Genomic DNA, 25,510 nt, shown 5'->3' on the forward strand with positions numbered 1-25,510 from the left:
GCCAAATACGGCATCGCCAGCGTCAAACGCATCTACGGCGACTGGAGCCACGGCCTTTCCAAATGGAAAGCCGCCCTCCTGCCCCACGCCATCATCCCCGTCCAACAATTCGCCTACACCAAAGGCAAAAACGCCACCGATATGGCGCTGGTCATCGACGCGATGGATTTGCTATACAGCGGCAATTTCGACGGCTTCTGCATCGTATCCAGCGATTCCGACTTTACCCGACTGGCAAGCCGCCTGCGCGAAAGCGGGCTGACCGTGTATGGTTTCGGCGAAAAGAAAACGCCCGAAGCCTTCCGCAAAGCCTGCGACAAATTCATCTACACCGAAATCTTCCGTCCCGAAAAACAACGCCAAGAAAAAGAGAAGAACAGCGGCAAAAACACCCCTGCCGCCGCCCCAGACGCGCTGTCCCTGCTCAAACGCGCCGTGCGCGAAAACGCCGACGACCTCGGCTGGGCAAACCTCGGCCCCATCGGCAGCTACATCAGCAAAATCAATCCCGATTTCGACTCAAGGCTGTACGGCTACGGCAAACTCTCCGACCTCATCAAATCCTTCGACATCTTCGAACACCGCACCGACAACAACCAACTCCAAGTCCGCCGCCGCAAATCCGCCGACAAACCGACAGAGAGGTCGTCTGAAAACCCGGTGGCAACCCATCATGCAGAAGAAACCGTTTCAGACGACCCCAACGCCGCGCAAAAACGCAAAACGCGCAGCAAAAAAAACAACCAAGCCAAGAACGAAAACACCGCGCCAAGCCCAGCGGCAGACACCGCACAGCCGACACCCGCCAAACCCGAACCCGCCGCCAAAAGCAGCAAACTGCCCGTTACCCGCGTTATCCCCGCTGTACAGCAGGCAGTCGACACCCACGCCGACGAACAAGGCTGGGCGCGTTTGAGCGACGTATCGAAGCAACTCGCCGCACAAGGTACCGACCCGCAGCAATACGGCTTTGAAACCATAAACCACCTCATCCACGCCATCTACACCGACTGGCTGGAAATCAAAAAAGCCGGCCGCGGCGAACGCCTGCGCGTCAACAAACGCTTTACCGCCAAAGGTTAAGCCATAGGTTTGGAGGCAAAAGACAATCTGCCGCCCAATCTGAAGAGGTCGTCTGAAAATCTAAATCCCAAGTGAACTGACCTCAAAATCATTAAAAGGAAAATCATGACTTCCGCAAACATCATCCCGAAACTCGCCGTCATCGCCGCCGTATCTGCCGCCGCACTGTGGGCGCAGGATGCCGCCGCCTGCAACGGCTCAAACTGCCAAGGCATACCCCCACACATCTTGCACGAAATGCAGCAGCGCGACATTGAAGCTGCCCGACAACGTGAATATAACAGGCAACAAAAACAGATTGAACGTGAACGAATCCGCCGCGGTGACACGCTTATGTCTGAGGAAGAATTTCAAAAGTTGCAGCAGAAAGTCGCCGCCCAAAAACGAGACAACCCCAAAGGCTGCGATGCCGGACAAGACGGCCTGCAGTTTTGCTGGGCTCATACTGCCGGCAGCAGCACCTCGTTTGCCTACGTTTTGGCCGAAAACTGCGAATCCCATTACGGATGCACCGATCATGGCCTGCAATACCGCTACGATGAAAACGGCCGTTTGCAAATCGTCCGCATCTACGACAGGGACATCATCATCAAAGGCGAAAATACCTACCGTTTCAACGAAGACGGCAGCGTTACCGTCTTCGACCACAAACGCAACAATACCTTTGACCAATTCAAGAAAGTCTACGACATCAGCACTGAAGAAGCCCTAAGCCGCCTGCACCTGCCCCAAACCGTCCTGCGCCTGAAAATTACGCCCGACCCGAAACAGCTTGCATCCTTCCGCCGCATACTGCCCGCAGGCTGTTCAGGCACAGCCGAAATGCGTGTCGGCAAAGTAGCTTGCAGCATCGAACTGCTGGGCAAATAAACCCGTTATTTGCCGCTACGTTTTTTATGTAACCGTAGCCAAAAGGCAAAAGGTCGTCTGAAACCTGAACCGCTCCCAAAGTTGGACAACCCATCCAACCACAAGGGGCGGTTCGTCGTTCAGACGACCTTTAATGCTAAAATGTCCTCTGTTTGCCACACACACCGTTTTTCATGAATATTCTCGAAGCCTTATTGTTATTGGTCCTGCTGATCGTCATTAGCGCATTCGTTTCCTGTTCCGAACTCGCGCTCGCCTCGGCGCGCAAAATCAAATTGCAAGTCATGGCAAAAGACGGCGGCGACACCCGCGCGCTTGATGTGCTCAATATGCAGCAGCAGCCGGGCAGCTTCATCACCGTCGTCCAAATCGGTTTGAACGCCGTCGCCATTCTCGCCGGTATCGTCGGCGAAGCGGCGGTGCGCCCTTATTTCGGCGGGTTGTTGGCAAACGCGGGCAGTTGGGGCAGTACGGCCGCGTCGCTGCTGACGTTTGCGCTGGTCACCGGCAGCTTCATCCTGATTGCCGACCTGATGCCCAAGCGCATAGCGATGACCCATCCCGAAGCGGTGGCGGTGCGCATCGTGCGGCCGATGATGTTTTTGATTTTTATCCTAAAGCCTTTCGTTTGGACATTTGACGGACTGGCGAACTCGATATTCAAACTCTTCAAAATCTCCACCGTCCGCCAAGAGCAGTTGACCTCGGAAGACATTTACGCCGTCGTCGATGCGGGCGCGCAGGCGGGCGTATTGAAAGAGCAGGAACACTACCTGATTGAAAACATTTTCGACATGCAGGCGCGCACGGTGACTTCCACCATGAGCACGCGCGAATACATCGCCTATTTCGATAAAAACGACGGCAGCGATACCGTGTTGGAAATGATGTCGGAAAAACCGCACAACAAATTCTTGGTGTGCGACGGCGATTTGGAACGCGTCATCGGCTACATCGAATCGCACACGCTATTGACATTGTTTTTAAAAGAAAAAGACGTCCGCCTGACCGACAAGCGCGTGTTACGCAAAGCCTTGTTCATCCCCGACACACTGTCGCTTTACGATGTATTGGAAACCTTCAAAACTTCCGGCGAAGACTTTGCCGTAGTGGTAAACGAATACGCGCTGGTGGTCGGCGTGGTAACGCTGAAAGACGTGATGAGCATCGTCATGGGCGAGCTGGTCAATACCGAAGAAGAGCCGCAAATCATCCGCCGCACCGAAGATACCTGGCTGGTGGACGGCGCGACCCCGCTCGCCGACGTCATGCGTGCGCTGGACATCGAGGAATTTCCCAACTCGGAAAACTACGAAACTATCGCCGGCTTTATGATGTATTCCCTGCGCAAAATCCCGAAACGCACCGATTTTTTGGTTTACGCGGGCTATAAATTTGAAATCATCGACACCGAAAATCTGAAAATCGACCAGCTTTTGGTGTCCAAACAAAGCGATACAGTAGAAAAAATATAATCAGCCGCAGAAACCATCCGAAAAACTTAAAAAATAAATTTCAAGGACAAATCATGATGGCGAACACCGAACCACAAAAATACGCCCGCAGCCTGCACGCACCCATCAGCTTGGGCACAACTTCAGACGACCGCTTTATGCCTCGCGGCTACCTCGCGCATTTCGCTACTCTGCCGCAATTGGTATTGACCGAAAAGCTGGACGGGCAAAACAACTGCTTCGCCGCCCACGGTCTTTATGCCCGCAGCCATGCCGCCCCCACCCAACATCCGTGGGACAAACCGCTGCTGCAACGCTGGCAGCACATCAAAGACGACTTGGGTGACCTCGAACTTTTCGGCGAAAACATGTACGGTATCCACTCCATCGCCTATTCGCAGTTGAAAAGCTATTTTTACCTGTTTGCCATCCGTCGCGGCGGACATTGGCTGTCGTGGGAAGAAGTTAAATTCTATGCCCAGCTGTTCGATTTCCCCACAGTCCCCGAACTTCCCATCGTGCATCCGCTTGCCGACTTCACCCAAAAATACACCGACGAAGACACCGCTTTGGAGCAATGGCTGCTCGCCAATTTAGGTGCAACATGGACAGACAGCGTGCAAACCGCAGGCAAACTCGGCGGCTACGACCCGAAAACAGGCGAAGCATGCAGTGAAGGCTTCGTCATCCGCAATGCCGCTGATTTTGCCACTAACAACGGTAACCTGCCCGTACAGTCCAACGAGTTTGACAACCTCTTTAAACTTGTTCGCGCCAAACACGTTAAAACCGATGTGCATTGGACAAAAACTTGGAAGCCCGCCCGCCTTATCGATTATGATAAATACCATTGGCAAAGCTGGCAGTTTCAGACGGCCTGAAGTCAAGTCATCCAATAATAAGAAAGACTACCATGTGGACATTCCCCCATTACACACCCGGCAAACTTCCCGACTGGCAAGCCTTGGAGCATCGCTTCAGTTGGTTTGCCGATATGAAAAACGTGCCGCAGGATCCTGAATGGCACGCTGAAGGCGATGTATTCGTCCATACTAAAATGGTGTGCGAAGCCCTGCTGCAACTGCCTGAATTCCAAACACTCAGCGAGCAGGAGCAACATATCTTGTTTGCCGCCGCTATGCTGCATGATGTAGAAAAACGCAGCACCACTAAACGTGAGATCCAAGGCGGCAAAGAGCGGATTGTGTCGCCGAACCATGCCAAAAAAGGTGAATACACTGCCCGCGCCCTGCTTTACACCGAACTTGCCACGCCGTTTGCCGTGCGCGAAGCGATAGCCAAACTCGTGCGTCTGCACGGACTGCCTCTGTGGGCAATCGACAAACCGAGTCCGGAACGCGCCGTCATCGCCGCTTCTTTGCAGGTCAATACCGCTCACCTCGCCATGCTTGCCAAAGCCGACGTTCTAGGTCGCATCTGCCGCGACCAACAGGATATCCTGCTGCGCATCGACTTGTTCCGCGAGCTGTGCGAAGAAAACGACTGCTGGGGCAAAGCGCGCAATTTCGCCAGCGATTACGGCCGCTATCTCTATCTCAACGCCCGCAGAGACATGCCCGATTACCAGCCGTTTGACGACAGAACCTTTGACGTGTACGCCATGTGCGCCATAGCAGGCAGCGGCAAAGACAGCTATATCCGTCGAAACCTCGCCCATCTGCCCATGCTGTCGCTGGACAACATCCGACGCGAGCGCAAACTCGACCCCGCCGACCCGAAACACACCGCCGAAGCCGTGCGTTTGGGGAAAGAGCAGGCAAAAGAATACCTGCGCGCCCGCACGTCCTTTGTCTTCAACGCCACCAACCTCAACCGCGACCTGCGCAGCAAGTGGCTGCCTATGTTCGCCGACTACGGCGCGCGGGTACACCTGATTTATTTGGAAGTGCCTTACACGCAATTGCTGTCGCAAAACCGTAACCGCGAACATTCCGTGCCGAACGATGTGATACACCGCATGATCAACAAGCTGGAAATCCCCGATTACAGCGAAGCGCATACGGTGGATTTTGTGGTTTCCGGTTAACCGGTCCGCATCCGAAGTGCGGTTGCCAACCATAAAGGTCAGGCAGCCTGCGAAAATGGGCATCCATCAAATTTCTGGATTTATCTGGGATTGAATAGAAAAGGTCGTCTGAAAATTTTCAGACGACCTTTGTTTAGATTTAAGCCTTATGTTTTTTCTTGAGCGCGGCGTTCAGGATGCACCCTAAAATAAAGCCGACGGTTGCAGGCAGCAGCCAGCCCAGCCCGACGTTGTAAAGCGGCAGTGCGCCGTTGATGTCGGCGGCGACTTCTTCGCTGAAGCCGAATGCGGCTTTATAGGCATCGAGCAAACCGACTGCCAGCGTTGCCATCATGGTGCAGAAATAGACGATGCGGCTGCCGCCGAACAGTTTGTGCAGGAAGACCAGCAGGATGATGACGATGGTCAGCGGGTACAGCAGCATCAGCATCGGAATGGAGAAGGTCAGGATGGAGGACAGGCCTTTGTTCGCCAACGCCATAGACACGACCGTATTGATGACGACGAACATTTTGTAAGGAATGCCGGGACACAGGCGGTTGAAATATTCGGAACATGATGTAATCAGTCCGACGGCGGTACTCAAGCAGGCGAGCAGGACGATGACGCCCAAGAGGATATTGCCGGGGACGCCGAAGTAGAAATTTGCCGTTTTCGACAAGATTTCCGCGCCGTTTTCCTGAAGTCCCAAACCTGCCACGCTGGTCGCGCCCATATAGCCGATGAAGAGGTACACCAGTGCCAGACAAGATGCGGCGACGATGCCTGAAACGGCGGTCGTCCGCAGCAGCTCGGAGCGGTTGTCCACGCCCATCGCGCGCACGGCGTCAATGACGATAATGGAGAACACCAGTGAAGCGAGTGCGTCCATTGTGCCGTAGCCTTCCAAAATGCCTTTTATGAACGGACGGAGGGCAAAATCGCCTTGTGCCGCAGCGGGAACGCCCATCGGATTCAACGCGGCGTAGCCGACCAAAACGGCAATCGTCAAAAGCAATACGGGGGTCAGGATTTTACCGATGCGGTCCACCAGCTTGCCCGGCGACATCGACAGCCAATACGCCACGCCGAAAAACGCCACGCTGAACGCCGCCAGCCCGACTGTTTTTTGGCTTTCAGTCAAAAACGGCGCAACGGCAATCTCAAACGACACCGTCGCCGTACGCGGCATGGCAAACAAAGGCCCGATGGACAAATACAGTGCGACGGCAAACGCCACGCCGTACCAAGGCGCAACCCTTGAAGCCAGCGCCTGCACATCGCGCGAACCGGAATAGCCGATGGCAATCACGCCCAACAGCGGCAGGCCCGCGCCGGTCAACAGGAAACCCGTCATCGCAGAGAACCAGCTTTCCCCCGCCTGTTGTCCGAGATAAGCGGGAAAAATCAGATTGCCCGCACCGAAAAACAAAGCGAACAACATCAAACCGACCGCCCACAGCGAGGCTTTACGGTTGAGCGGGGAAACACTGTTCATAAATTCGTACCTGTTTGTTTATATTGGATTAACTTTAACCCAGTACGGCGTTGCCTCGCCTTAGCTCAAAGAGAACGATTCTCTAAGGTGCTGAAGCACCAAGTGAATCGGTTCCGTACTATCTCTGTACTGTCTGCGGCTTCGTCGCCTTGTCCTGATTTAAATTTAATCCACTATATAAAGGGCAGTTGATTAAAATGGGTATGGGTTTGCCAAGCGTGAAATCATCATGCCGTTTCGCCTTCAATGTCGGCGGCGGGGTCGTCTGAAACGCCCTCTTCCGCTTCCGGGCGTTCTAAATTTTCCTGTTTCAGGCTGATTTCGATTTCGCCGTAGCTGTCCGGCTGGACGATGCGGACCAAACCTTCTTTGGCAAGCTCCAAGAGCGCGATGAAATTGACGACCACATACGCCGCGCCCTGCTCCGGTTTGAACAAATCGCTGAATTTGCATATCCCGCTCTCGTTCAGACGACGTAAAACCGCCGTCATCTGCGCGCGCACGGAAATGGTTTCCTGAATCACTTCATGGCTGCGCGTATGTTTCGCCCGCGACAAAATGCCCAGCCACGCCTGCGTCAAATCGGCGACATACACCTCCGGCAGCTTCGCCTCGACCGCGATTTCCAACGGCAGATACGCCCAAGCAAAATCCCTTCCCGCGCGCGGCAACGCATCCAAACCCTGCGCCGCCAGCTTCATCTGTTCGTAAGCCAAAAGGCGGCGCACCAGCTCGGCACGCGGATCCGCCTCCTCATCCTCGACCTCTTCGGGACACGGCAGCAGCAGGCGCGATTTGATTTCAATCAGCATCGCCGCCATCAAAAGATATTCCGCCGCCAAATCAAACTGATACGCTTCCATTTGGGCGATATAGTGCAGATATTGCTCGGTAATCTTCACCATCGGAATATCGAGAACGTCGATATTCTGTTTGCGGATAAGGTAAAGCAGCAAATCCAACGGCCCTTGGAAGCTGCTTAGGACAACCTTCAAAGCATCGGGCGGAATAAACAAATCCTGCGGCAAATCGGTAACAGGTTGACCGAATACCCACGCGACAGTGTGTTCAGACGACGTTGCCGCAGCGGAAGGAATAAGGTGTTCTGAAGGCATGGTTAGAGGAGCTTTTTCTTATTAGGTTCGATGGGTGGTTAATCAATAACGGGGTCGTCTGAAAACGCAGCGGGTTTCGCCAAAACAAGTGCGGCAAAACAAAAATCAGCCTTTTTTGCGTTGGCTTTTCAAAGAAGCGATGGCAATGGCAAGCGTTTGCGCCAACGCCATGCCCAGCAGCGGCAAAACGGCGAAAAACGAACCGGTCAGCACCGTAACGGCATCGCGGGAAAACACAAAGCCATCGCGCGCAAGCATTGCGATTATCCAAACCGACAATAGCAGCCATTCGCAGCCGACCAAAAACCAAATCATCCCGACCGAGCAGCATTTGCGCCACTTCATGATGGCAGCGTGCAAAAGGCTGAATATCGGAACGGACAGGAAAGGATAAAGGAAATTGGTAAACGGCCGCGGAGAGCCGTCCTGAAAACACAAATAATCGCCCGACTGCATGTCGCATCCCATTGCGCCAAACATCGGATCGACGGCATACATCAACACGCCGAACCACACCGCATAAATCAGGCTGGCGATAAAATAGGCTTTGAAAAATCGGTTCATAGGCAAAAAAGGTCGTCTGAAAAAATAAATTTCAAGAGGCTTAAACCCACATCAAATTTTCTGATTGGCATTTGCAGAAGAGCGCAACACACTCAGGGCTTGAACTGCTGCCATGCCATAAACAGGCAATCCCAAAAAAAGAAGTCCTCCTATTGACATCCAACTATCCAGACTACTCCATTCCCACAGTAAAAAAACGAACCAAACAATCAACCATTCGACAATAGGCAAAGCAAGAGTCATCGAAGTTGTACAGCGTTTGGTCCACTTCATAATGCCGGCATTGAGTAGGGACAATAACATTACAGATAAAAACGGAAAGAAGAAAACCTTCAAAGACACTTTCTCAAAAGCCGACATTTCAGCAGCTCGTGAACAATACTGTAGACGCTGTTCATTTTCAGGTGCAATATCAAAACATTCGGATCCTGAAAACAGCAAACCGTCACCGTACATCAGCAAACCGAAGACAACCGCATAAATCAAGCTGGCGATAAAATAGGCTTTAAAAAATCGATTCATCTCATTTCCGTCCTGCAATATGTTCCACCGCCGCCTGCGCACAATACAGCCCAAACGAAGCCGTCACCAGCATACTCGCGCCATAGCCCGCGCAGGACAGCCCTTGCGGCGCGGTATCGGTCGAACACGCTTCGCCAGATTGCGGCGGCGTAATGTTCTCAGTCGAGAACACACACGGCACGCGCATTTTTTCTTTGGTATCGCGGCTGAAGCCGTAGCGTTTGCGCAAGGTGTAGCGCAGGTTGGCAAGCAGCGGGTCGTGGGTAACGCGGCTCAAATCAGCGGTTTGAATCAATGCCGGATTTTTCTGTCCGCCCGCGCCGCCGCTGAGGATAAACGGCTGATTGTGCCGCACAAAATAAGCCGCCATCGCCGCCTTGACACGCACTTGGTCTATCGCGTCGATCACAAAGTCGAAAGGTCGTCTGAAAAGCGTTTCGAGATTGTCTTCCGTCACAAAATCCTCGATTTCCTCCACTTCGCATTGCGGGTTGATTTGAGCAATGCGTTCGCGCAACGCCATCACCTTCGCCTTGCCGAAATCGTCGGTCAGCGCATGAAGCTGGCGGTTGACATTGGACTCGGCGACGTTGTCCAAATCAATCAAGGTCAAACGACCGATGCCCGTCCGCGCCAAAGCCTCTACCGCCCAAGAGCCTACCCCGCCCACGCCGACCACGCAGACGTGCGCGCGCGAAAACCGCGCCAGTGCTTCATCTCCGTAGAGTCTGGCAATACCGCCGAAACGGCGCGAAGGAAGAAAAACGGTGTCGTTCATACCCAACCTTGTGATATATCAATAAATGAATGAAAATCAACGCAAAACGCTGCGGACGAGTCCGACACATATTATACTGGAAAGTAGACGGGCTGTTGCAGCAGCCCGAAAGAGTCTATAATCGTTTCATATCGGACCCTTCCCAACCGCATGAAACAAAGTGCCGCCTGCGGCGCAAAAGGAGAATGAACTATGTACAAACATCTGGTTGTAGCCGTTGACGGCAGCGAAACTTCCCTCAACGCCCTGAAACACGCCGCCGAGTTGGCAAGCGTCAACAACGCCCGCCTGACTTTGGTACACGTCGCCAACCCCGCCGAATACATGGCGCTCGCCCCCGAATTCCTGCAACACGAAAGCTACGAGGCCGCCGCCGTCGCCCAAGGCAACGAAGTCTTGGACTTCGCTGAAAAAACCGCCCGCGAAAACGGCGTGGAAAACATCGTCAAACACCTGCTGGTCGCCAACAAAGGCGCACGCGAAATGGCGCAGGATTTGGTCGATTACGCCGATGAAAACGGCGCCGACCTGCTGGTACTCGGCACACACGGCCGCACCGGCCTGATGCACCTCCTGATGGGCAGCTTCGCCGAAACCGTTATGCGCCAAAGCCACCTGCCGCTTCTGATTATCCGCAGCAAAGCGGAAGAAGCGTAAGGGGCTGCCCTACTGAAGAAGGTCGTCTGAAACTGCTTCGACAGACGCAGTTTCGATAATGTCCTTATCCGTCAAATAAAAAGGTCGTCTGAAAACCTGAAACCTGGTTTTCAGACGACCTTTGTCTTGCAATCCGTTTTATCCGTCCGTTTTCAGCATCCGCAGGAAGTCTCGTCCGATGTCTGAAGGCTCAAGACTTTGCGTTTTTTGGCTTTTTCGTAACGGCAGCGTTGGCGCTCGGTGGTAATTTCCAACGGCGGGACGGGAACGGGTTTGCCGTCTTCAACTGCAACCATGGTGAAGTAGCAGCTATTGGTATGACGCACTTCGCCGGTGCGGATGTTTTGCGCCTCGACGCGGATGCCGATTTCCATGGAGGTTCTGCCCGTGTAGTTGACGCTGGCGTAGAAGGTTACCAAGTCGCCGACGTGTATCGGCTCTTTAAACAAGACTTTATCAACAGACAGGGTAACGCAATAATTACCGCTGTAACGGCTGGCGCAGGAATAAGCGACTTGGTCGAGCAGGCGCAAAAGTTCGCCGCCGTGGACGTTGCCGCTGAAATTGGCGGTGTCCGGCATCATCAGTTCGGACATGATGAGTTCGTGTGCAGGGAGTTGGCGGGTTTGGTCCATGGTGTTCCTCTTTTAAAAATGAATGTTTGTGTTAGACAGGCGGCCGTTCAGTGGTTGGGATGGTTTTCAGACGACCTTACTGATTGTATTTAATATATGAATATACGGAAATTGGATTTTTTTATGGGTTTATAACCATTTTCTGCGCGAGAAGAAAATCAGCAGCCCGACGATAATGCACAGCATCAAACCTAAAACGATAAAATAGCCGTAATGCCAATGCAGCTCGGGCATGTTGTCGAAGTTCATGCCGTAGATGCCGGTAATGACGGTCAGCGGCATGAAGATGATGGTGATGACGGTCAGGACGCGCATTTGCTGGTTCATGCGGTTGGATTGGAAGGAAAGGTAGATGTCCATCATGCTCAACACCATGTCGCGCGAGGCGTCGAGCGACTCAAGAAGCTGCATGTTGTGATCGTACACGTCGCGCAGATAGACGGTGGACTCGCCTTTGAAAATGGTGAAATCGACACGTACGGCAAGTTGATAGAACACGTCGCGCAAAGGCAAAAGTGTGCGGCGCAGGCGGACGGCATCGCGCTTGAGACGGTGGATTTTGCCGAGGATATCGCTGTTTTCATCTTTAAACAGGGATTTGTCTATGGCTTCGACGCGGTTGTTGTACTCTTCCAAAACGATGAAATAGTCGTCCACGATGCGGTCGAGCAGGCAATAGGCGAGAAAGGCGGTATTTTTGCCGAGGATGCCGCGCGGGTTTTCGCTCATTTGGCGGCGCAACTGGCTGAACAGCCCCAGCGGTTTTTGCTGGAACGACAACACGAAATCCTTGCCGATAATCAGATACACTTGGTCGGAATTCAGTTTGCCGGCGGCGGTGTAGTGGTAAACCTGCGCGGCGATAAACAGATAATTGTCATAGTCTTCGATTTTGGGGCGTTGTTTGCGGCTGAGGATGTCTTCGATGACCAGCTCGTGGATGCCGTAAGGCTCCAGCGTGTGTTTGAGCAGAGCGGCGTCGTTGATGCCGACGAAATGCAGCCAGTTGGTCTGCCCCGCTTGCGGGCGGGCGATGTCGGGCAGTTTTTTACCCGCGAGATAATCGTGTTGGGCAAACGTATCGGCGGAATAAAGCGTCTGGTGGATGGCGGAACGCGGCGCGTTGTCGGTATTGCTGCGCGGGACGGTTTGGTCTTGCGTAATTTCTGCTGGGTCTGCGCTGTTGGGCTGTTTGCTCATAAAATGGGATAGGGCAGGATGGATAATGTGTTTTTCTGTTGTATAGTGGATTAAAATAAAAATGAGACAAAGCGGCAACGCCCGCCGTGTACGGGTAGTACATAAGGGCGTTGGCAACGCCGTATCATTGCAATTTTAATCCACTATAAAAAAGGTCGTCTGAAAGGTTCAGACGACCTTTATGCTTGAGAAAACCGTTTCGGATATAGTGGATTAACTTTAAACCAGTACGGCGTTGTCTCGCCTTAGCTCAAAGAGAACGATTCTCTAAGGTGCTGAAGCACCAAGTGAATCGGTTCCGTACTATCTGTACTGTCTGCGGCTTCGTCGCCTTGTCCTGATTTAGTTAATCCACTATATTTTACAACCCTTGGCGGTCGAGCCAGCGTTCGGCGTCCAGTGCGGCTTGGCAGCCGGAAGCCGCGCTGGTGATGGCTTGACGGTAGGTGTGGTCTTTGACATCGCCTGCCGCCCATACGCCTTCGATATTGGTCGCTCCGACGTTGTCGCCCGTACCGCCTTTGGTTTTCAGGTAGCCGGTTTCGTCCATATCGAGCTGGCCTTTGAAAATGTCGGTGTTGGGTTTATGGCCGATGGCGATGAAAACGCCTTTGACGGCGATTTCTTCGGTGGTGCCGTCGTTGCGTTTCAGACGAGCGCCGGTTACGCCGCCTTCGTCGCCCAAGACTTCATCCAGATTGCTGTTGAGCTTGAGGATGATTTTGCCTTCTTCAACGCGCTGCATGAGTTTGTCCACCATGATTTTTTCGGCGCGGAAACTGTCGCGGCGGTGAATCAGGGTAACGGTGTTGGCGATATTGGCGAGGTAAAGAGCTTCCTCTACGGCAGTATTGCCGCCGCCGACAACGGCTACGTCTTGTTGTTTATAGAAGAAACCGTCACAGGTCGCGCAGGCGGATACGCCTTTGCCGGCAAAGGTTTCTTCACTGGGTATCCCCAGATATTTGGCGGATGCGCCGGTAGCGACGATCAGGGCGTCGCAGGTGTATTCGCCCATGTCGCCTTTGAGGATGAAGGGGCGGTTTTGCAAATCGACGGTGTGGATTTGGTCGAAAATCATTTCGGTGCCGAAGCGTTCGGCATGGGCTTGGAAACGCGCCATCAGTTCCGGGCCTTGTACGCCTTCGGCGTCGGCGGGCCAGTTGTCGACTTCGGTGGTGGTCATCAGTTGTCCGCCCTGCTCGACACCGGTGATGATGACGGGCTTGAGGTTGGCGCGGGCGGCATAAACGGCGGCGGTGTAGCCGGCGGGGCCTGAGCCGAGGATGATGAGTTTGTGATGGTTGCTCATGATGTTTTCCTTACTGAGAGATTGAGTGTGTTTCAGACGAGGTAGATTTTACTTGAAACTCAGGTCGTCTGAAAATGCAGATGCAACCGCACCCCCCCTTTTTCTTTTGATATAGTGGATTAAAATTGCAATGATACGGCGTTGCCAACGCCCTTATGTACTACCCGTACACGGCGGGCGTTGCCGCCTTGTCTCATTTTTATTTTAATCCACTATAAAGAGTATTGACTGAAGGCATCTTGCATCTTATGGCGATGCATAAACAAAGGTCGTCTGAATTTTCAGACGACCTCCATCTGCTTTAATCGGCAAATCAGCGAACTCTGTTACGCTGTCTTTCTCTGATCAGCATTCTTTGCCGAATCGGAAACCCGTTTAAAACAATCAAATGGCTTTAGCGGCGGCGGCCAAAACCGCGACTCATTGGCCGGCGATAATTGGACGGCTGCTGGGTTGTTTGGCGGTAACGTTGCTGTTGCGCCGCCTGTTGTTGCGCAGGCAGGCTGCGGGTATTGAGTTGCTGGCTGGTACGGCTGTTGGGACGGGCCGTTTGATAATAATGGGCGCGTGCGCGTTGGGCAATCGGGCTGTTTTGATTACGCGCTTGTGTGAATTTGTTTGCCAGCGCGTTACCGATGAACGCGCCTGCCGCCGTACCGACCAAGCTTTGCAGCAGCCAGCTGCCAGTGGATTGGTCGTAAATATATTGTTGTCCGTCTGTTCCGGTCACAGGCTGACCATTGTTGCCGTTGGCTTGCGCTTCGGCTGGAATGGTATCTTTCACACCTTCCGGCGTGAGTTGGTAAATCGTATTGTCTTGTTGTTGGGCAAGTTGCTGCTGAAGCGCTTCGATTTGTTTTTGCTGCTGCTCAAGCTGGGCTTGGGTATTGTCTTTGCAGGCAGCGAGAGCAAGTGAGGAAAGTGCGGCTAAGGCAATGAGTTTTTTCATTTTTTTATCCTTTTTGAAGTGGTATTGTCTAAGCCGAGCGTTATCGGCAAACTGCGCGTCAATATACTGCGCCTTGCCGTGGAATATGGTGCAAATTTGATTTTTATCAAGTGCGTCAATATGGTTTACAAAGGCAGGCGGGGGAGTTTGGCTGCGAAAGCAAGGCTGTTGGCAATCAGGCTGCCATGATTTTCCATTTCGTGTTCGGTTTCGACAATCAGCAAGTTGTCAGGACGGCGGGCATGCAGGCTCATATGCATTTGGGCGGGGGTAAATGGGAGATGGTGGCGTTTGGCAAACGCTTGGGCGCGTTGGTTGGCGGTTTTCAGCATGGGCAACAATGTGATATCCAAATGGAAACGGTGTACACCCAATACCAAGATGCGGGCGGCAAAAAAGTCGGCTTCCTCCGTAAAGACAGCAGGGCTGTCTGCTTCAAAATCGTGCCTTTCGCCTGCAATCAAAGTGGCAACCATACGGATTTGCGGAATCAATGCCTCGCTGATCAGCGTATCTGCGCTGCCCGGCAAGGCTTGGGAATCTGTTGTGTGATGGCTATTGCCGTCAACAATCATTTGGCAGCGGTGTAAAGGAAGGTTTTTTGTTTGGGCGTGTATGGAGGGGGTCATGGCTGTAATCCTGATTCAGTTGTGTTTTATTTCATATTTCAATTGATGCGGCCATGTATAGGTAACAAAAAAGCCGCTCAAATGAGGCGGCTCTGATTTGCGTATCCCTATCTCTAATCTGTGTCAGACAAGCGCAAAAAAGTACCGCACGTTTGTGTGGTACCAATAGAAGAAAGCAGATGAATGGTGCGCTGTTTGCATGACAGAATACATAAATAATGGAATAGATAATGTGTGCAGTTTAAAACAAAAATTCTAAATATTTCAAGAGCAGCAAGGGAAATAATACAAAAATATTTATAACTTATTATTATTCATATAATTTTATTTCAGTTTAAAACCACATATGCTGCATATTCACTTCTTAACAAAGCAGGGAACCGTCTCTTTTACTGACAAAGTATAGTGGATTAACTTTAAACCAGTACGGCGTTGCCTCGTCTTAGCTCAAAGAGAACGATTCTCTAAGGTGCTGAAGCACCAAGTGAATCGGTTCCGTACTATCTGTCCTGTCTGCGGCTTTGTCGCCTTGTCCTGATTTAAATTTAATCCACTATATTAAAAGAAAAACGGCATATCCGAAAGGATATGCCGTTTATGGGTGCAGGGACTGCTATATTTGGCAGTGGTTTGTGTTTTAGTCCTCTTGCGCCGCTGTTTGCAGGTAGTTCGGCAAACCGACTTTGCCGATCAGCTCCTGCTGGGTTTCGAGCCAGTCGATGTGTTCTTCGTTGATGTCTTTTTGTTTTTCCAACAAATCACGGCTGACGTAGTCTTGCTGTTGTTCCGCGATGGCGATGGCAGCGATGAGGGCATCGTGTTTTTCCTGTTCTTTTGTCAAATCGCAGGACAGGATTTCTTCGGTTGATTCGCCAATCAGCAGTTTGCCCAATTCTTGCAGGTTAGGCAGGCCTTCCAAGAACAAAATACGCTCGATTAAATCGTCTGCGGATTTCATTTCGCGGATGGACTGTTTGAAGAAGTGTTCGCCCAATTCTTCAAAGCCCCAGTTTTTCAAAATACGGGCATGCAGGAAATATTGGTTGATGGTAACCAAGAGCAAGCCCAAGTTTTTGTTCAGCTCGCGGATAACTAAGCGATCGCCTTTCATTTTCAGCTCCTTATACGCTTAATTACAGTTGGCTTTGGTAGTAGTTGCCTTCGCCGACGAGTTCGATCAGACGCAGTTGTTGTTCCAGCCAGTGGGCGTGATCTTCTTCAGTGTCTTTCAACTGGGCAATCATCAAATCACGGGTAACGTAGTCTTGTGCTTCTTCGCACAGTTTGATGCCTTTTTTCTAATGCATCGCGTACTTCGTATTCGGTGTTCAAATCCGCTTTCAGGCAGGAAATCACGTCGGTACCGATGTTCAGTTCGGCACGGGTCATTTTAGGCGTACCGCCCAGCATCAGGATACGGCGGATGAAGTCTTCGGCGTGGGTTGTTTCTTCTTCCATCTCATGATTCAGACGCTCGAACAGTTTGTTGTAGCCCCATTCGGAGTACAGGCGTGAGTGGATGAAGTATTGATCGCGTGCAGCCAGCTCGCCGGACAACAGTTCGTTCATATAATCGATAACAGCTTGATTGCCTTGCATAATTCTTTCTCTTTCTTTGAAATTGTAAAGTGTCTGTAAAAAACATTGCGTGTTGTTTCTTGATGGCTGAATTGTATGCAAAAGCCTGATGCTTGACAAATTTTCTATTTAAAATACAAACAATTATCAAAAGAAACAGAAGCCTTAAAAGGTCGTCTGAAAATTCAATACCTTGTTTTATATAGATATTTGTTGCCATTGGTATTAAGAATCCATTTCAACATTCAAAAACATTTACACTCTTTAACCATAAATAAAAGCAAATAAATTACAAAACCCAATCAAATTTTATTATTAATTATTCTCAAATGCTTTTATCGTCAAACTGTGCCGCAGTGTGCATAGTGACTGATGGTTGAACCGGGATAAACGCCGTACCGATTCAAATTTAATCTACTCCCCCTCCGTCCGATAAGATGAACCGTGATATAATCGCGAGTTACTTTTTGATAAAAATCATTTGAAATACATATCACCATGAAACAAATTCGCAACATTGCCATCATCGCCCACGTCGACCACGGCAAAACCACATTAGTTGACCAACTGCTGCGCCAATCCGGTACATTCCGCGCCAACCAGCAGGTTGACGAACGCGTGATGGACAGCAACGACCTTGAAAAAGAACGCGGCATTACCATCCTCGCCAAAAATACCGCCATCGATTACGAAGGCTACCACATCAACATCGTCGACACTCCGGGACACGCCGACTTCGGCGGCGAGGTGGAGCGCGTTTTGGGTATGGTGGACTGCGTCGTATTGTTGGTGGATGCGCAGGAGGGCCCGATGCCGCAAACCCGTTTCGTTACCAAAAAAGCCTTGGCTTTGGGACTGAAACCGATCGTCGTCATCAATAAAATCGACAAACCGTCCGCCCGTCCGAGCTGGGTCATCGACCAAACCTTCGAACTCTTCGACAACTTGGGCGCAACCGACGAACAGTTGGACTTCCCGATTGTTTACGCTTCCGGCCTGTCCGGTTTCGCCAAACTGGAAGAAACCGACGAGAGCAACGACATGCGTCCGCTGTTCGACACCATCTTAAAACACACGCCCGCACCGAGCGGCAGCGCAGACGAAACGCTGCAACTGCAAATTTCCCAACTCGACTACGACAACTACACCGGCCGCCTCGGCATCGGCCGCATCCTGAATGGCCGTATCAAACCCGGCCAAGTCGTTGCCGTGATGAACCACGATCAACAAATCGCCCAAGGCCGCATCAACCAGCTTTTGGGTTTCAAAGGTTTGGAGCGCGTACCGCTTGAAGAAGCCGAAGCCGGCGACATCGTGATTATTTCCGGTATCGAAGACATCGGTATCGGCGTGACCATCACCGACAAAGACAACCCCAAAGGCTTGCCGATGTTGAGCGTGGACGAACCGACGCTGACGATGGACTTTATGGTGAACACCAGCCCGCTGGCGGGTACCGAAGGCAAATTCGTGACCAGCCGCCAAATCCGCGACCGCCTGCAAAAAGAATTGCTGACCAACGTCGCCCTGCGCGTGGAAGATACCGCCGATGCCGACGTGTTCCGCGTATCCGGACGCGGCGAACTGCACCTGACCATTTTGTTGGAAAACATGCGCCGCGAAGGTTTTGAACTGGCAGTCGGCAAGCCGCGCGTCGTGTACCGCGACATCGACGGTCAAAAATGCGAACCTTATGAAAACCTGACCGTGGACGTACCGGACGAAAACCAAGGCGCGGTAATGGAAGAACTCGGCCGCCGCCGCGGCGAACTGACCAATATGGAAAGCGACGGCAACGGCCGGACCCGCCTCGAATACCATATTCCCGCGCGCGGCTTAATCGGTTTCCAAGGTGAATTCATGACCCTGACGCGCGGTGTCGGCCTGATGAGCCACGTATTCGACGACTACGCGCCAGTGAAACCCGATATGCCCGGCCGCCACAACGGCGTACTGATTTCCCAAGAGCAAGGCGAAGCCGTCGCTTATGCCTTATGGAATCTGGAAGACCGCGGCCGTATGTTCGTATCACCCAACGATAAAATCTACGAAGGCATGATTATCGGCATCCACAGCCGCGACAACGATTTGGTGGTCAACCCGCTCAAAGGCAAAAAACTTACCAACATCCGCGCCAGCGGCACCGACGAAGCTGTGCGTCTGACCACGCCAATCAAGCTGACGCTGGAAGGTGCGGTCGAGTTTATCGACGATGACGAGCTGGTAGAAATCACGCCGCAGTCCATCCGTCTGCGCAAGCGTTACCTGAGCGAACTGGAACGCCGCCGCCACTTTAAAAAGCTGGATTGATTCCACTAGGCTGTTGATGAAATGAAAAAAGGTCGTCTGAAATTTTCAGACGACCTTTTTATTGCTTGCTATTCGTTCCCGTACAAAATTGCCGTTTAATTTCCGATTTAACTCAGCCTTATTCGCAGAAAAAATATAGTGGGTTAACTTTAAACCAGTACGGCGTTACCTCGCCTTAGCTCAAAGAGAACGATTCTCTAAGGTGCTGAAGCACCAAGTGAATCGGTTCCGTACTATCTGTACTGTCTGCGGCTTCGTCGCCTTGTCCTGATTTAGTTAATCCACTATAAAAAACAGTCGGGTTTGATTTTCAGCCGCTCAAAGTCAGAAATACCTTTCAGTCAACCTGAATCAGTTGCGGCGGCTATTTGTTTTCGCCGTATTTATCGTGCAGATTTCGGATTTCTTCTTTCAACCATTCATCCCAATCGGGGCGTAAACAGCGGAGCTCTTTGTTCCAATACAGACAGTCCCAAGCCATGCTGCGCGAGGCTTCGGTATCGCGCTCGAACATTCGGGCGACAAAAGGTTCGAGCGTTTGCGCGCTTTTGAACATACCGCCGTATTCTCCGTAAGTGCGGCAGGTTTCGGGATGGAGCATTTCCATCAGCGTTTCAATGTCGCTCTGCAACGCAAGCCATGAACCGTTTGACTCGTCCAACCCAAGCACATCGCGCAGCCAATGTCTGATGTTTTCCAAAGCTTGAAAACGCGGGTCATGCCACAGCAGGCGCAGGGCGGCAAGCTGACTTTCGGCTTCCGTCCGACCTTGCGGGTTTTCATGATCAAAAAGGGAAACGAGTTCGTACAACGCACGATTGCGCTGCTTTTCCTGCAGCACAAGTAAGATGTCGCAGACTTGTTCGGGAGTCTGCCAAAGAGGAAGTTTGGAGAGGGTCATGGGCTCGGAGGTCGTCTGAAAGTCAATGAACATGACTAAAGCACTTGATTCATTTGATTTTCGCAATGAAATCGCTTTTGAATCGAAAGCATAAAAATCCGCCCAAGGTCGTCTGAAAACCGATTTCAGACGACCTCTCTGCCTTAAACCATCAACCGCAATATCGGCAGTCCAATATGTCTTTGCGGATGTCGTTCAACAGGAAGGCTGCGGTGTCTTCGTGTTCCGCCTGCACGAAGGTGAAGAGTCGGGCGATGATTTTGCCGATGAAGACTTTTTGCAAGGCACAGGCGTCGGTCAAGGTGCGTTCCTGCAGGAAGCTGCGGATGTCTTCGGGCAAAGTGTAGTCGCGGGCAACGGCGGCAAAGCGGGCGTCGGTTTGCAGACGGTCAAGCAGGGTTTGGTTTTTGTCCAACTTAATGCCTGCTTCTTTTTCTTCGGCGGTGGCGCGGACGAACTGGTCGTAAATTTCGGCATAAAGCATATCGTTCGGACCTTCGAAGATGGTGAAGGGGCGGATGTCGATAGCGATATTGCTGGCGGTGTGTCCGCGTTCAAAACCCTTTGCGCCCAAGAGTTTTTGCAACATTTGCGCGGCGGCGTATGTGTATTCTGTGGCGAGGGTTTTGATGATGTTTGCCTCCATCAGCTGATGGGCGACGGGGGCAACGGGCGAAACGCAATGGCAGACGTAGCGGTAAAGAATCTCGGAAACCTGATGGCGGCGTTGGATTTCGCGGCGTTCATAATCGACGAATTTGATGTCGTGGCGGACATATCGGTTCAGGTTGTCAATGATGTATTCCATGATGCCGTGCGTCATGCCGATCAGTTGCAGGCGGCTGCGGATAAAGATGTTTTGGAACGCGCGCAAACCGGCGGCGTCGCTCTGCGAGAGTTTCATGACGGCGGCAGCAGGCATTTCTGCATCAATGCGGTTGACGGCGTAACGGACGGCGCGCAGGCCTTCGGATGCGAGGGCTTCGTAGCGGATGTATTGCTTGGGAACGAGCAACAGGTTGATGACTTTGGAGAGTTTGCCGTTTTTGCGCTCTTTGGCGGCGACGAGGAGAAAGTCGCTTTGCGAGTTGCCCTGCCAATATTTCGCGGCGTTGACGTAAATCGTTTGTTCGTCGATGTATTCGTAGTAGGACTGCATTTCGCGGGCAATCGCCGCGCCGGAGGTTTCGGGTTCGGTAATGCCCAAACCGCCGCCCTCGCCTTTAAAAACCATGTCCAAACCTTGCGCGACTTGCGCTTCGTCGCCAAACTCTTGCAGAGGCTGCAACACCAGCGCGCCTTCGATGCCGGTACGCAGGGTAACGGGCACGCCGTAATGCCCCGCAATCCGCAGGACTTCTTGGATTTCAAACTGGCTGCCCTTGCGGCCGCCGTGTTTTTTGTCGAGGAAGGGCAACAGCAAACCCGCCTGCTTCAAGGCAAGCCATTTGTCTTCGGGCAGGTATTGCATGAGGTTCAGGTCGTCTGAAAAAATGCGGCGGAATGCGGATTCGATGTGCTTTAAAAAAGCAGCCGTGTCCATAGTTGACGGCTGCGCGCTTGATTCGGTGTGTGTCATCATGATTCTCGGTTAATCGGCAGTTATTAGAGTTTAGAGCTAAATTTCTAGGATTTATACCACAAACCCGTTTAAGCGACAATGATTATCAAGTGTGGACGGATTTTCAGCGTGCAAACGCATGATTACGCCGCCCCGATAAACCGATACGGTGCTACCATAGCGCAAAACACCGCCGGAACACTGCCATGTATTCACAACACAGCGAACGCCATTTCAGCAACCGCAACAACTGGCTGCGCGCGAGCGTATTGGGCGCGAACGACGGCCTGATTTCTACCGCCTCACTGCTGACCGGCGTTGCGGCCGCCGCCCCCGATTTCCAAACCCTGCTGCTGACGGGCGTTTCCGCCCTAATTGGCGGCGCAGTCTCGATGGCGGCGGGGGAATATGTTTCCGTATCCAGCCAGTCGGACACGGAAAAAGCCGACTTGCACAAAGAACGCTACGAATTGGAAGCCAATCCTGATGCCGAACTGGCAGAACTGACTGAAATCTACCGCCGCCGCGGTTTGTCCGACGCGCTTGCCGCCGAAGTCGCACAGGCATTGATGGAACACGACGCGCTCTCCGCCCATGCCCGCGACGAAATCGGCATCACCGAAACCTCCGCCGCCAAGCCCATGCAGGCCGCGCTTGCCTCCGCCGGTTCGTTCTGCGCCGGCGCGATACTGCCGCTGCTGGTCGCGCTGACCGCTCCCGCCGCCCTGATCCCTACGCTGGCGGCAACCACTTTATGCGGACTCGCCGCGCTGGGTTACGCCTCCGCCAAACTCGGCGGCGCACCTGTCGCTCCCGCCGTCTTGCGCGTGTGCCTGTGGGGTGTGGCGGCGTTGGTGGTTACGGGTATGATCGGCAAACTGGCGGGTGTAGCAGTTTGAACGGAGGTCGTCTGAAAACTTGTAGCCAAACCCGCCATACCGGTTTTCAGACGACCTTTTTGACAATCAGCGGTTCTCTATGTTTTTATAGAAAACGGCTTATGAAAAAAATCCTCTAAATTCTGTCGTAAGGAATTTAGAGGATTTTTGGTTTTAGGATAGCGTTTTACAAAATTCGCCTATACGGTTTATTCGTCTTCGAATTTTTCCAAAAACTCATCGCTCACTTCATTGAACTTATCGGTACTGTCCAAGATTTTCTCGTTGTTCTCGTCCAATTGCTCTTCATCTTCTTCCGAACCGTGTTTGCCGGAAGCGCGGATTTGGATCAGCTTTTTATAGCCGTCTTCCATCAAATCGCTAAAGAAACGCAGATGGCTTTTCAAAGCATTCAACAGGGAAGCATCGCCTTTGTATGCACCCAATTTATCGGCTTGTGCGATGTAATTGGGAATCGCGGCTATCCACTGCACACGGACTTTTTCGGCTTGGGCGTAATCGCGTTTGTCCATTGCCTGGTTCATGTCTTCCATATGGTAGAGCATAAAATTGGCAATGCACATCAACTCATTGTTGTACTCTACTGCGTTATCGTAGCTGCCTTTGGCGTAATACACGCCCTCTTCCTCATTCCAGCCGCCGCGTTTTGGCGAAGACGATGCGCCACCGGTAGCGCCAAACAGTTTTTTAATGAATTCTAAGATCATAATTTTGCTGCCTTTCTCATAAGTAAAGTACACAGACGGGGAAAAGTATAACGCAAATCTGAAATGCCTGCTGCCTGCACTTCTGCTGCGGCATACCCTTCCCCTCCGTTTTCAGACGACCTCGTTCCCAGAAATAGGTCCGTTTTATACCTTATCACAAACCCTTGCATGTCGTCTGAAAAAGCAGCCGCTGTCTTTGCCGGTTTGCATCCGTTAGAATAACTTCCTGCCGCCAAAGGTCGTCTGAAAACATCCGAACGAACAATCCCTTTTTCAGCAGATACATGGAGTTGAACCATTGAACAAACGCCCGATGACGGCAGACGAAACCAATTTGTTGAATCTTCTTCTGTCCAACAAAAAACCTCAATATGCCCGATTGGAAACCCGTTTTTCCAACAGCGTCACTACGCTCGACGACGGCGCGATGGGCAGTTTTCTGTTTTCCAGCGATACAAACCAAACGCGCCCGCTAAAAATCATCCCAATCGCCGAATACCTGTTTCACGATAAAGACGGCATTCCGGTTTTGGCAACCCTATATTCTTACAGCGACGGTCAACTGCATGAACTGGATATTTGGAAAGCGGACTTCAGCCCGTTATTGGCTTATCCGGACAAACCGTAATATTCAGTCTATCCATTTCAATCGGTTTTTACGGACAAGCATTTTCAGACGACCCTCTGGCATAAAAAGGCCGTCTGAAAACCAACCAAACCATCCTATCCCTTATACCCGCTTTTAATCTGCTAAAATTCCGCTTTTACAACCCACCACGGCAGCCCGAAATTTTTTCCGGCTGCCGCAAGCCATTGTCCCTACGCCATGAACTACCCTATCCCCAAACCCCGTGAAAAATCCCGTTGGCCCAATCTTTCGCAAGGCTCGCTGCCGCTGGCTTTGGCGCGTTATCTGCCGCATAAGCGGCTCAAAGTCGTGCTGACCCAAGATGCGGAACAGGCGTTGCGCCTTCAGACGGCATGGCGGTTTTTCCGTCCGCACGATACGGCGGTGTTCCTGCCGGACTGGGAAACGCTGCCTTACGAGCGTTTTTCGCCGCATCAGGATTTGGTGTCAGAGCGGCTGTCAGCGTTGTGGCAGATTAAGAGCGGCGCGGCGGACGTGCTGTTCGTACCGGTTGCCACAGCGATGCAGAAGCTGCCGCCCGTGCCGTTTCTGGCGGGGCGCACGTTCTGGCTGAAAACGGGGCAGACTCTGGATATAGGCCGTCTGAAAAGCGATTTGGTGGATGCTGGTTACAACCATGTTTCCCATGTCGTGGCGGCGGGCGAGTTTGCCGTGCGCGGCGGTATTGTCGATTTGTTCCCGATGGGCAGCGAGATGCCTTACCGCATCGATTTGTTCGACGATGAAATCGACAGCATTAAAACGTTTGACACCGACACGCAGCGCACCATTTCCCCCGTTTCCGAAATCCGCCTGCTGCCGGCGCACGAATTCCCCACCGACAGCGAGGCGCAAAAAATCTTCCGCAGCCGCTTCCGCGAGGAAGTCGATGGCAATCCGAACGATGCCGCTGTGTACAAAGCCGTCAGCAACGGCCATTTCGGCGCAGGCGTGGAATATTATCTGCCGCTGTTTTTTGAAAACGAGCTGGAAACGCTGTTTGATTACATCGGCGAAGATGCGCTGTTTGTCTCTTTGGGCGACGTTCACGCCGAAGCCAACCGCTTTTGGAGCGATGTCAAATCGCGTTACTCCATGGCGCAGGGCGACGAAACTTATCCGCCTTTGCTTCCACAGCATTTGTATCTCTCTGCCGATGTGTTCGCAGGTCGTCTGAAAAACTACGGACAAGTGCTGCCCGATGTTTCCGGCAAGGAACACACCCTGCCCGACCTTGCCGTCAACCGCCAATCCGACGAGCCTTTGCAGGCATTGAAGGATTTTCAGACGACCTTTGACGGGCGGATTTTGCTGTGCGCCGAAAGTTTGGGACGGCGCGAAACCATGCTCGGCTTCTTGCAGCAAAACGGTTTGAAAGCCAAACCTGTGTCCGACTGGCAGGGCTTTTTATCGGCACACGAGCCACTGATGATTACAGTTGCGCCGTTGGCATACGGATTCAAACTGGGCGGGCTGAACTCTCCGAGCCAACAGCAACCCACTCCCACCTCCGAGGGAGAAGGCAAAACGGTTGCCGCTCAAACCAAATTTCCCGCAGCCGTAACAAACCCTCTCCCTAGCCCTCTCCCGCAGGAGAGGGAACAGAATGCGGCAGCCGTTTCAGACGACCTGAA

General features: G+C 52.2%; 25 protein-coding genes and 2 pseudogenes. 10 read left to right on the top strand and 17 right to left on the bottom strand.

Annotated features, from left to right (window positions below; translation table 11 throughout):
- The 5 genes from HMPREF1028_RS06260 to HMPREF1028_RS06280 form a co-directional block, all read left to right on the top strand.
- Positions 1-1,083 (top strand): NYN domain-containing protein (locus HMPREF1028_RS06260; RefSeq protein WP_009311969.1); only part of this gene is annotated, 1,083 nt, incomplete at its 5' end.
- Between the two features lie 105 nt (positions 1,084-1,188).
- Positions 1,189-1,953: a hypothetical protein gene (locus tag HMPREF1028_RS06265; RefSeq protein WP_009311971.1), complete on the top strand. Its 765-nt coding sequence runs from the start codon at positions 1,189-1,191 to the stop codon at positions 1,951-1,953.
- Between the two features lie 173 nt (positions 1,954-2,126).
- Positions 2,127-3,428 carry a hemolysin family protein gene (locus HMPREF1028_RS06270; protein WP_009311973.1) on the top strand — a complete coding sequence of 434 codons (1,302 nt, stop codon included), beginning with the start codon at positions 2,127-2,129 and terminating at the stop codon, positions 3,426-3,428.
- A gap of 53 nt (positions 3,429-3,481) precedes the next feature.
- A complete protein-coding gene (locus HMPREF1028_RS06275) occupies positions 3,482-4,288 on the top strand; it encodes an RNA ligase family protein (protein ID WP_009311976.1) in 807 nt (268 codons plus the stop codon).
- Between the two features lie 32 nt (positions 4,289-4,320).
- On the top strand, positions 4,321-5,454 hold the full coding sequence (locus tag HMPREF1028_RS06280; RefSeq protein ID WP_009311978.1) for an AAA family ATPase: 1,134 nt from the start codon (positions 4,321-4,323) through the stop codon (positions 5,452-5,454).
- Positions 5,455-5,593: 139 nt separating this feature from the next.
- Here HMPREF1028_RS06280 and brnQ read toward each other — a convergent pair whose 3' ends face one another.
- The 5 genes from brnQ to HMPREF1028_RS06305 form a co-directional block, all read right to left on the bottom strand.
- The gene (brnQ, locus tag HMPREF1028_RS06285) at positions 5,594-6,931 is read right to left on the bottom strand and encodes a branched-chain amino acid transport system II carrier protein (RefSeq protein ID WP_009311980.1); all 1,338 of its coding nucleotides are present in this window, start codon (positions 6,929-6,931) and stop codon (positions 5,594-5,596) included.
- 227 nt (positions 6,932-7,158) lie between these two features.
- Positions 7,159-8,046: a ScpA family protein gene (locus HMPREF1028_RS06290; RefSeq protein ID WP_009311982.1), complete on the bottom strand. Its 888-nt coding sequence runs from the start codon at positions 8,044-8,046 to the stop codon at positions 7,159-7,161.
- A gap of 105 nt (positions 8,047-8,151) precedes the next feature.
- Positions 8,152-8,610: a hypothetical protein gene (locus HMPREF1028_RS06295; RefSeq protein WP_009311985.1), complete on the bottom strand. Its 459-nt coding sequence runs from the start codon at positions 8,608-8,610 to the stop codon at positions 8,152-8,154.
- A gap of 51 nt (positions 8,611-8,661) precedes the next feature.
- Positions 8,662-9,132 (bottom strand): hypothetical protein, encoded by a 471-nt coding sequence (locus tag HMPREF1028_RS06300; RefSeq protein WP_003741001.1) that lies wholly within the window; start codon positions 9,130-9,132, stop codon positions 8,662-8,664.
- A gap of 1 nt (position 9,133) precedes the next feature.
- Entirely contained in the window at positions 9,134-9,910 is a 777-nt protein-coding gene (locus HMPREF1028_RS06305; RefSeq protein ID WP_009311987.1) for a tRNA threonylcarbamoyladenosine dehydratase, read from the bottom strand.
- A 192-nt stretch (positions 9,911-10,102) separates the two neighbouring features.
- On the opposite strand from HMPREF1028_RS06305, the gene HMPREF1028_RS06310 reads away from it, so the two are divergent.
- The gene (locus tag HMPREF1028_RS06310; protein WP_003755397.1) at positions 10,103-10,567 is read left to right on the top strand and encodes a universal stress protein; all 465 of its coding nucleotides are present in this window, start codon (positions 10,103-10,105) and stop codon (positions 10,565-10,567) included.
- A 152-nt stretch (positions 10,568-10,719) separates the two neighbouring features.
- Here the strand turns inward: HMPREF1028_RS06310 and HMPREF1028_RS06315 are convergent, their stop codons facing one another.
- The 8 genes and pseudogenes from HMPREF1028_RS06315 to bfr (HMPREF1028_RS06345) all read right to left on the bottom strand — a co-directional run bounded on the left by HMPREF1028_RS06315 (position 10,720) and on the right by bfr (HMPREF1028_RS06345) (position 16,891).
- Positions 10,720-11,202 (bottom strand): acyl-CoA thioesterase, encoded by a 483-nt coding sequence (locus tag HMPREF1028_RS06315; RefSeq protein WP_009311990.1) that lies wholly within the window; start codon positions 11,200-11,202, stop codon positions 10,720-10,722.
- Positions 11,203-11,331: 129 nt separating this feature from the next.
- Positions 11,332-12,402 carry a magnesium/cobalt transporter CorA gene (gene corA, locus HMPREF1028_RS06320; RefSeq protein ID WP_009311991.1) on the bottom strand — a complete coding sequence of 357 codons (1,071 nt, stop codon included), beginning with the start codon at positions 12,400-12,402 and terminating at the stop codon, positions 11,332-11,334.
- Positions 12,403-12,763: 361 nt separating this feature from the next.
- Positions 12,764-13,714 (bottom strand): thioredoxin-disulfide reductase, encoded by a 951-nt coding sequence (gene trxB, locus HMPREF1028_RS06325; protein WP_009311993.1) that lies wholly within the window; start codon positions 13,712-13,714, stop codon positions 12,764-12,766.
- 394 nt (positions 13,715-14,108) lie between these two features.
- A complete protein-coding gene (locus HMPREF1028_RS06330; protein ID WP_003755407.1) occupies positions 14,109-14,663 on the bottom strand; it encodes a hypothetical protein in 555 nt (184 codons plus the stop codon).
- Between the two features lie 125 nt (positions 14,664-14,788).
- Entirely contained in the window at positions 14,789-15,292 is a 504-nt protein-coding gene (locus HMPREF1028_RS06335; protein WP_009311995.1) for a hypothetical protein, read from the bottom strand.
- A 373-nt stretch (positions 15,293-15,665) separates the two neighbouring features.
- Positions 15,666-15,850 (bottom strand): annotated as a pseudogene (locus HMPREF1028_RS15490) (hypothetical protein); the annotation flags it as partial.
- Between the two features lie 79 nt (positions 15,851-15,929).
- Complete coding sequence (gene bfr, locus HMPREF1028_RS06340) at positions 15,930-16,403, bottom strand: bacterioferritin (RefSeq protein WP_003755415.1); 474 nt, start codon at positions 16,401-16,403, stop codon at positions 15,930-15,932.
- 22 nt (positions 16,404-16,425) lie between these two features.
- Positions 16,426-16,891, bottom strand: a pseudogene (gene bfr / locus HMPREF1028_RS06345) (bacterioferritin).
- A gap of 477 nt (positions 16,892-17,368) precedes the next feature.
- On the opposite strand from bfr (HMPREF1028_RS06345), the gene typA reads away from it, so the two are divergent.
- Positions 17,369-19,180, top strand: coding sequence for a translational GTPase TypA (gene typA / locus HMPREF1028_RS06350; RefSeq protein WP_003765802.1), 1,812 nt, complete (start codon positions 17,369-17,371; stop codon positions 19,178-19,180).
- 364 nt (positions 19,181-19,544) lie between these two features.
- Here the strand turns inward: typA and HMPREF1028_RS06355 are convergent, their stop codons facing one another.
- Entirely contained in the window at positions 19,545-20,114 is a 570-nt protein-coding gene (locus HMPREF1028_RS06355) for a hypothetical protein (protein ID WP_009312002.1), read from the bottom strand.
- Between the two features lie 118 nt (positions 20,115-20,232).
- On the bottom strand, positions 20,233-21,660 hold the full coding sequence (locus tag HMPREF1028_RS06360; RefSeq protein WP_009312003.1) for an acyl-CoA dehydrogenase family protein: 1,428 nt from the start codon (positions 21,658-21,660) through the stop codon (positions 20,233-20,235).
- 188 nt (positions 21,661-21,848) lie between these two features.
- On the opposite strand from HMPREF1028_RS06360, the gene HMPREF1028_RS06365 reads away from it, so the two are divergent.
- Entirely contained in the window at positions 21,849-22,541 is a 693-nt protein-coding gene (locus HMPREF1028_RS06365; RefSeq protein ID WP_009312004.1) for a VIT family protein, read from the top strand.
- 188 nt (positions 22,542-22,729) lie between these two features.
- On the opposite strand, the gene HMPREF1028_RS06370 is transcribed toward HMPREF1028_RS06365, so the two are convergent.
- Positions 22,730-23,248, bottom strand: coding sequence for a hypothetical protein (locus HMPREF1028_RS06370; RefSeq protein WP_009312005.1), 519 nt, complete (start codon positions 23,246-23,248; stop codon positions 22,730-22,732).
- Positions 23,245-23,547, bottom strand: coding sequence for a hypothetical protein (locus tag HMPREF1028_RS14645; protein ID WP_148132520.1), 303 nt, complete (start codon positions 23,545-23,547; stop codon positions 23,245-23,247). Before HMPREF1028_RS14645 ends, HMPREF1028_RS06370 begins: the two co-directional genes overlap by 4 nt.
- Between HMPREF1028_RS14645 and HMPREF1028_RS06375 the strand changes: the two genes are divergently transcribed.
- Together HMPREF1028_RS06375 and HMPREF1028_RS06380 are read left to right on the top strand one after the other, a co-directional pair.
- Positions 23,547-23,876, top strand: a complete 330-nt coding sequence (locus HMPREF1028_RS06375; RefSeq protein WP_232203811.1) for a hypothetical protein — start codon at positions 23,547-23,549, stop codon at positions 23,874-23,876. The genes HMPREF1028_RS14645 and HMPREF1028_RS06375 overlap by 1 nt on opposite strands.
- 198 nt (positions 23,877-24,074) lie before the next feature.
- On the top strand, positions 24,075-25,510 hold a 1,436-nt coding region (locus tag HMPREF1028_RS06380; protein WP_009312007.1), incomplete at its 3' end, for a hypothetical protein.

The organism is Neisseria sp. GT4A_CT1 (assembly GCF_000227275.1).
Taxonomy (GTDB): domain Bacteria; phylum Pseudomonadota; class Gammaproteobacteria; order Burkholderiales; family Neisseriaceae; genus Neisseria.

Excerpts from the sequence above, each read along its gene's own strand:
- HMPREF1028_RS06305 (WP_009311987.1), bottom strand. The coding sequence starts at position 9,910 with ATGAACGACACCGTTTTTCTTCCTTCGCGCCGTTTCGGCGGTATTGCC.
- HMPREF1028_RS14645 (WP_148132520.1), bottom strand. The coding sequence starts at position 23,547 with ATGGTTCAACTCCATGTATCTGCTGAAAAAGGGATTGTTCGTTCGGAT.
- typA (WP_003765802.1), top strand. The coding sequence starts at position 17,369 with ATGAAACAAATTCGCAACATTGCCATCATCGCCCACGTCGACCACGGC.
- HMPREF1028_RS06360 (WP_009312003.1), bottom strand. The coding sequence starts at position 21,660 with ATGACACACACCGAATCAAGCGCGCAGCCGTCAACTATGGACACGGCT.
- HMPREF1028_RS06300 (WP_003741001.1), bottom strand. The coding sequence starts at position 9,132 with ATGAATCGATTTTTTAAAGCCTATTTTATCGCCAGCTTGATTTATGCG.
- HMPREF1028_RS06275 (WP_009311976.1), top strand. The coding sequence starts at position 3,482 with ATGATGGCGAACACCGAACCACAAAAATACGCCCGCAGCCTGCACGCA.
- trxB (WP_009311993.1), bottom strand. The coding sequence starts at position 13,714 with ATGAGCAACCATCACAAACTCATCATCCTCGGCTCAGGCCCCGCCGGC.
- HMPREF1028_RS06265 (WP_009311971.1), top strand. The coding sequence starts at position 1,189 with ATGACTTCCGCAAACATCATCCCGAAACTCGCCGTCATCGCCGCCGTA.
- corA (WP_009311991.1), bottom strand. The coding sequence starts at position 12,402 with ATGAGCAAACAGCCCAACAGCGCAGACCCAGCAGAAATTACGCAAGAC.
- HMPREF1028_RS06370 (WP_009312005.1), bottom strand. The coding sequence starts at position 23,248 with ATGATCTTAGAATTCATTAAAAAACTGTTTGGCGCTACCGGTGGCGCA.
- HMPREF1028_RS06280 (WP_009311978.1), top strand. The coding sequence starts at position 4,321 with ATGTGGACATTCCCCCATTACACACCCGGCAAACTTCCCGACTGGCAA.
- brnQ (WP_009311980.1), bottom strand. The coding sequence starts at position 6,931 with ATGAACAGTGTTTCCCCGCTCAACCGTAAAGCCTCGCTGTGGGCGGTC.
- HMPREF1028_RS06330 (WP_003755407.1), bottom strand. The coding sequence starts at position 14,663 with ATGAAAAAACTCATTGCCTTAGCCGCACTTTCCTCACTTGCTCTCGCT.
- HMPREF1028_RS06270 (WP_009311973.1), top strand. The coding sequence starts at position 2,127 with ATGAATATTCTCGAAGCCTTATTGTTATTGGTCCTGCTGATCGTCATT.
- HMPREF1028_RS06295 (WP_009311985.1), bottom strand. The coding sequence starts at position 8,610 with ATGAACCGATTTTTCAAAGCCTATTTTATCGCCAGCCTGATTTATGCG.
- HMPREF1028_RS06355 (WP_009312002.1), bottom strand. The coding sequence starts at position 20,114 with ATGTTCATTGACTTTCAGACGACCTCCGAGCCCATGACCCTCTCCAAA.
- HMPREF1028_RS06335 (WP_009311995.1), bottom strand. The coding sequence starts at position 15,292 with ATGACCCCCTCCATACACGCCCAAACAAAAAACCTTCCTTTACACCGC.
- HMPREF1028_RS06315 (WP_009311990.1), bottom strand. The coding sequence starts at position 11,202 with ATGGACCAAACCCGCCAACTCCCTGCACACGAACTCATCATGTCCGAA.
- bfr (WP_003755415.1), bottom strand. The coding sequence starts at position 16,403 with ATGAAAGGCGATCGCTTAGTTATCCGCGAGCTGAACAAAAACTTGGGC.
- HMPREF1028_RS06290 (WP_009311982.1), bottom strand. The coding sequence starts at position 8,046 with ATGCCTTCAGAACACCTTATTCCTTCCGCTGCGGCAACGTCGTCTGAA.
- HMPREF1028_RS06310 (WP_003755397.1), top strand. The coding sequence starts at position 10,103 with ATGTACAAACATCTGGTTGTAGCCGTTGACGGCAGCGAAACTTCCCTC.
- HMPREF1028_RS06365 (WP_009312004.1), top strand. The coding sequence starts at position 21,849 with ATGTATTCACAACACAGCGAACGCCATTTCAGCAACCGCAACAACTGG.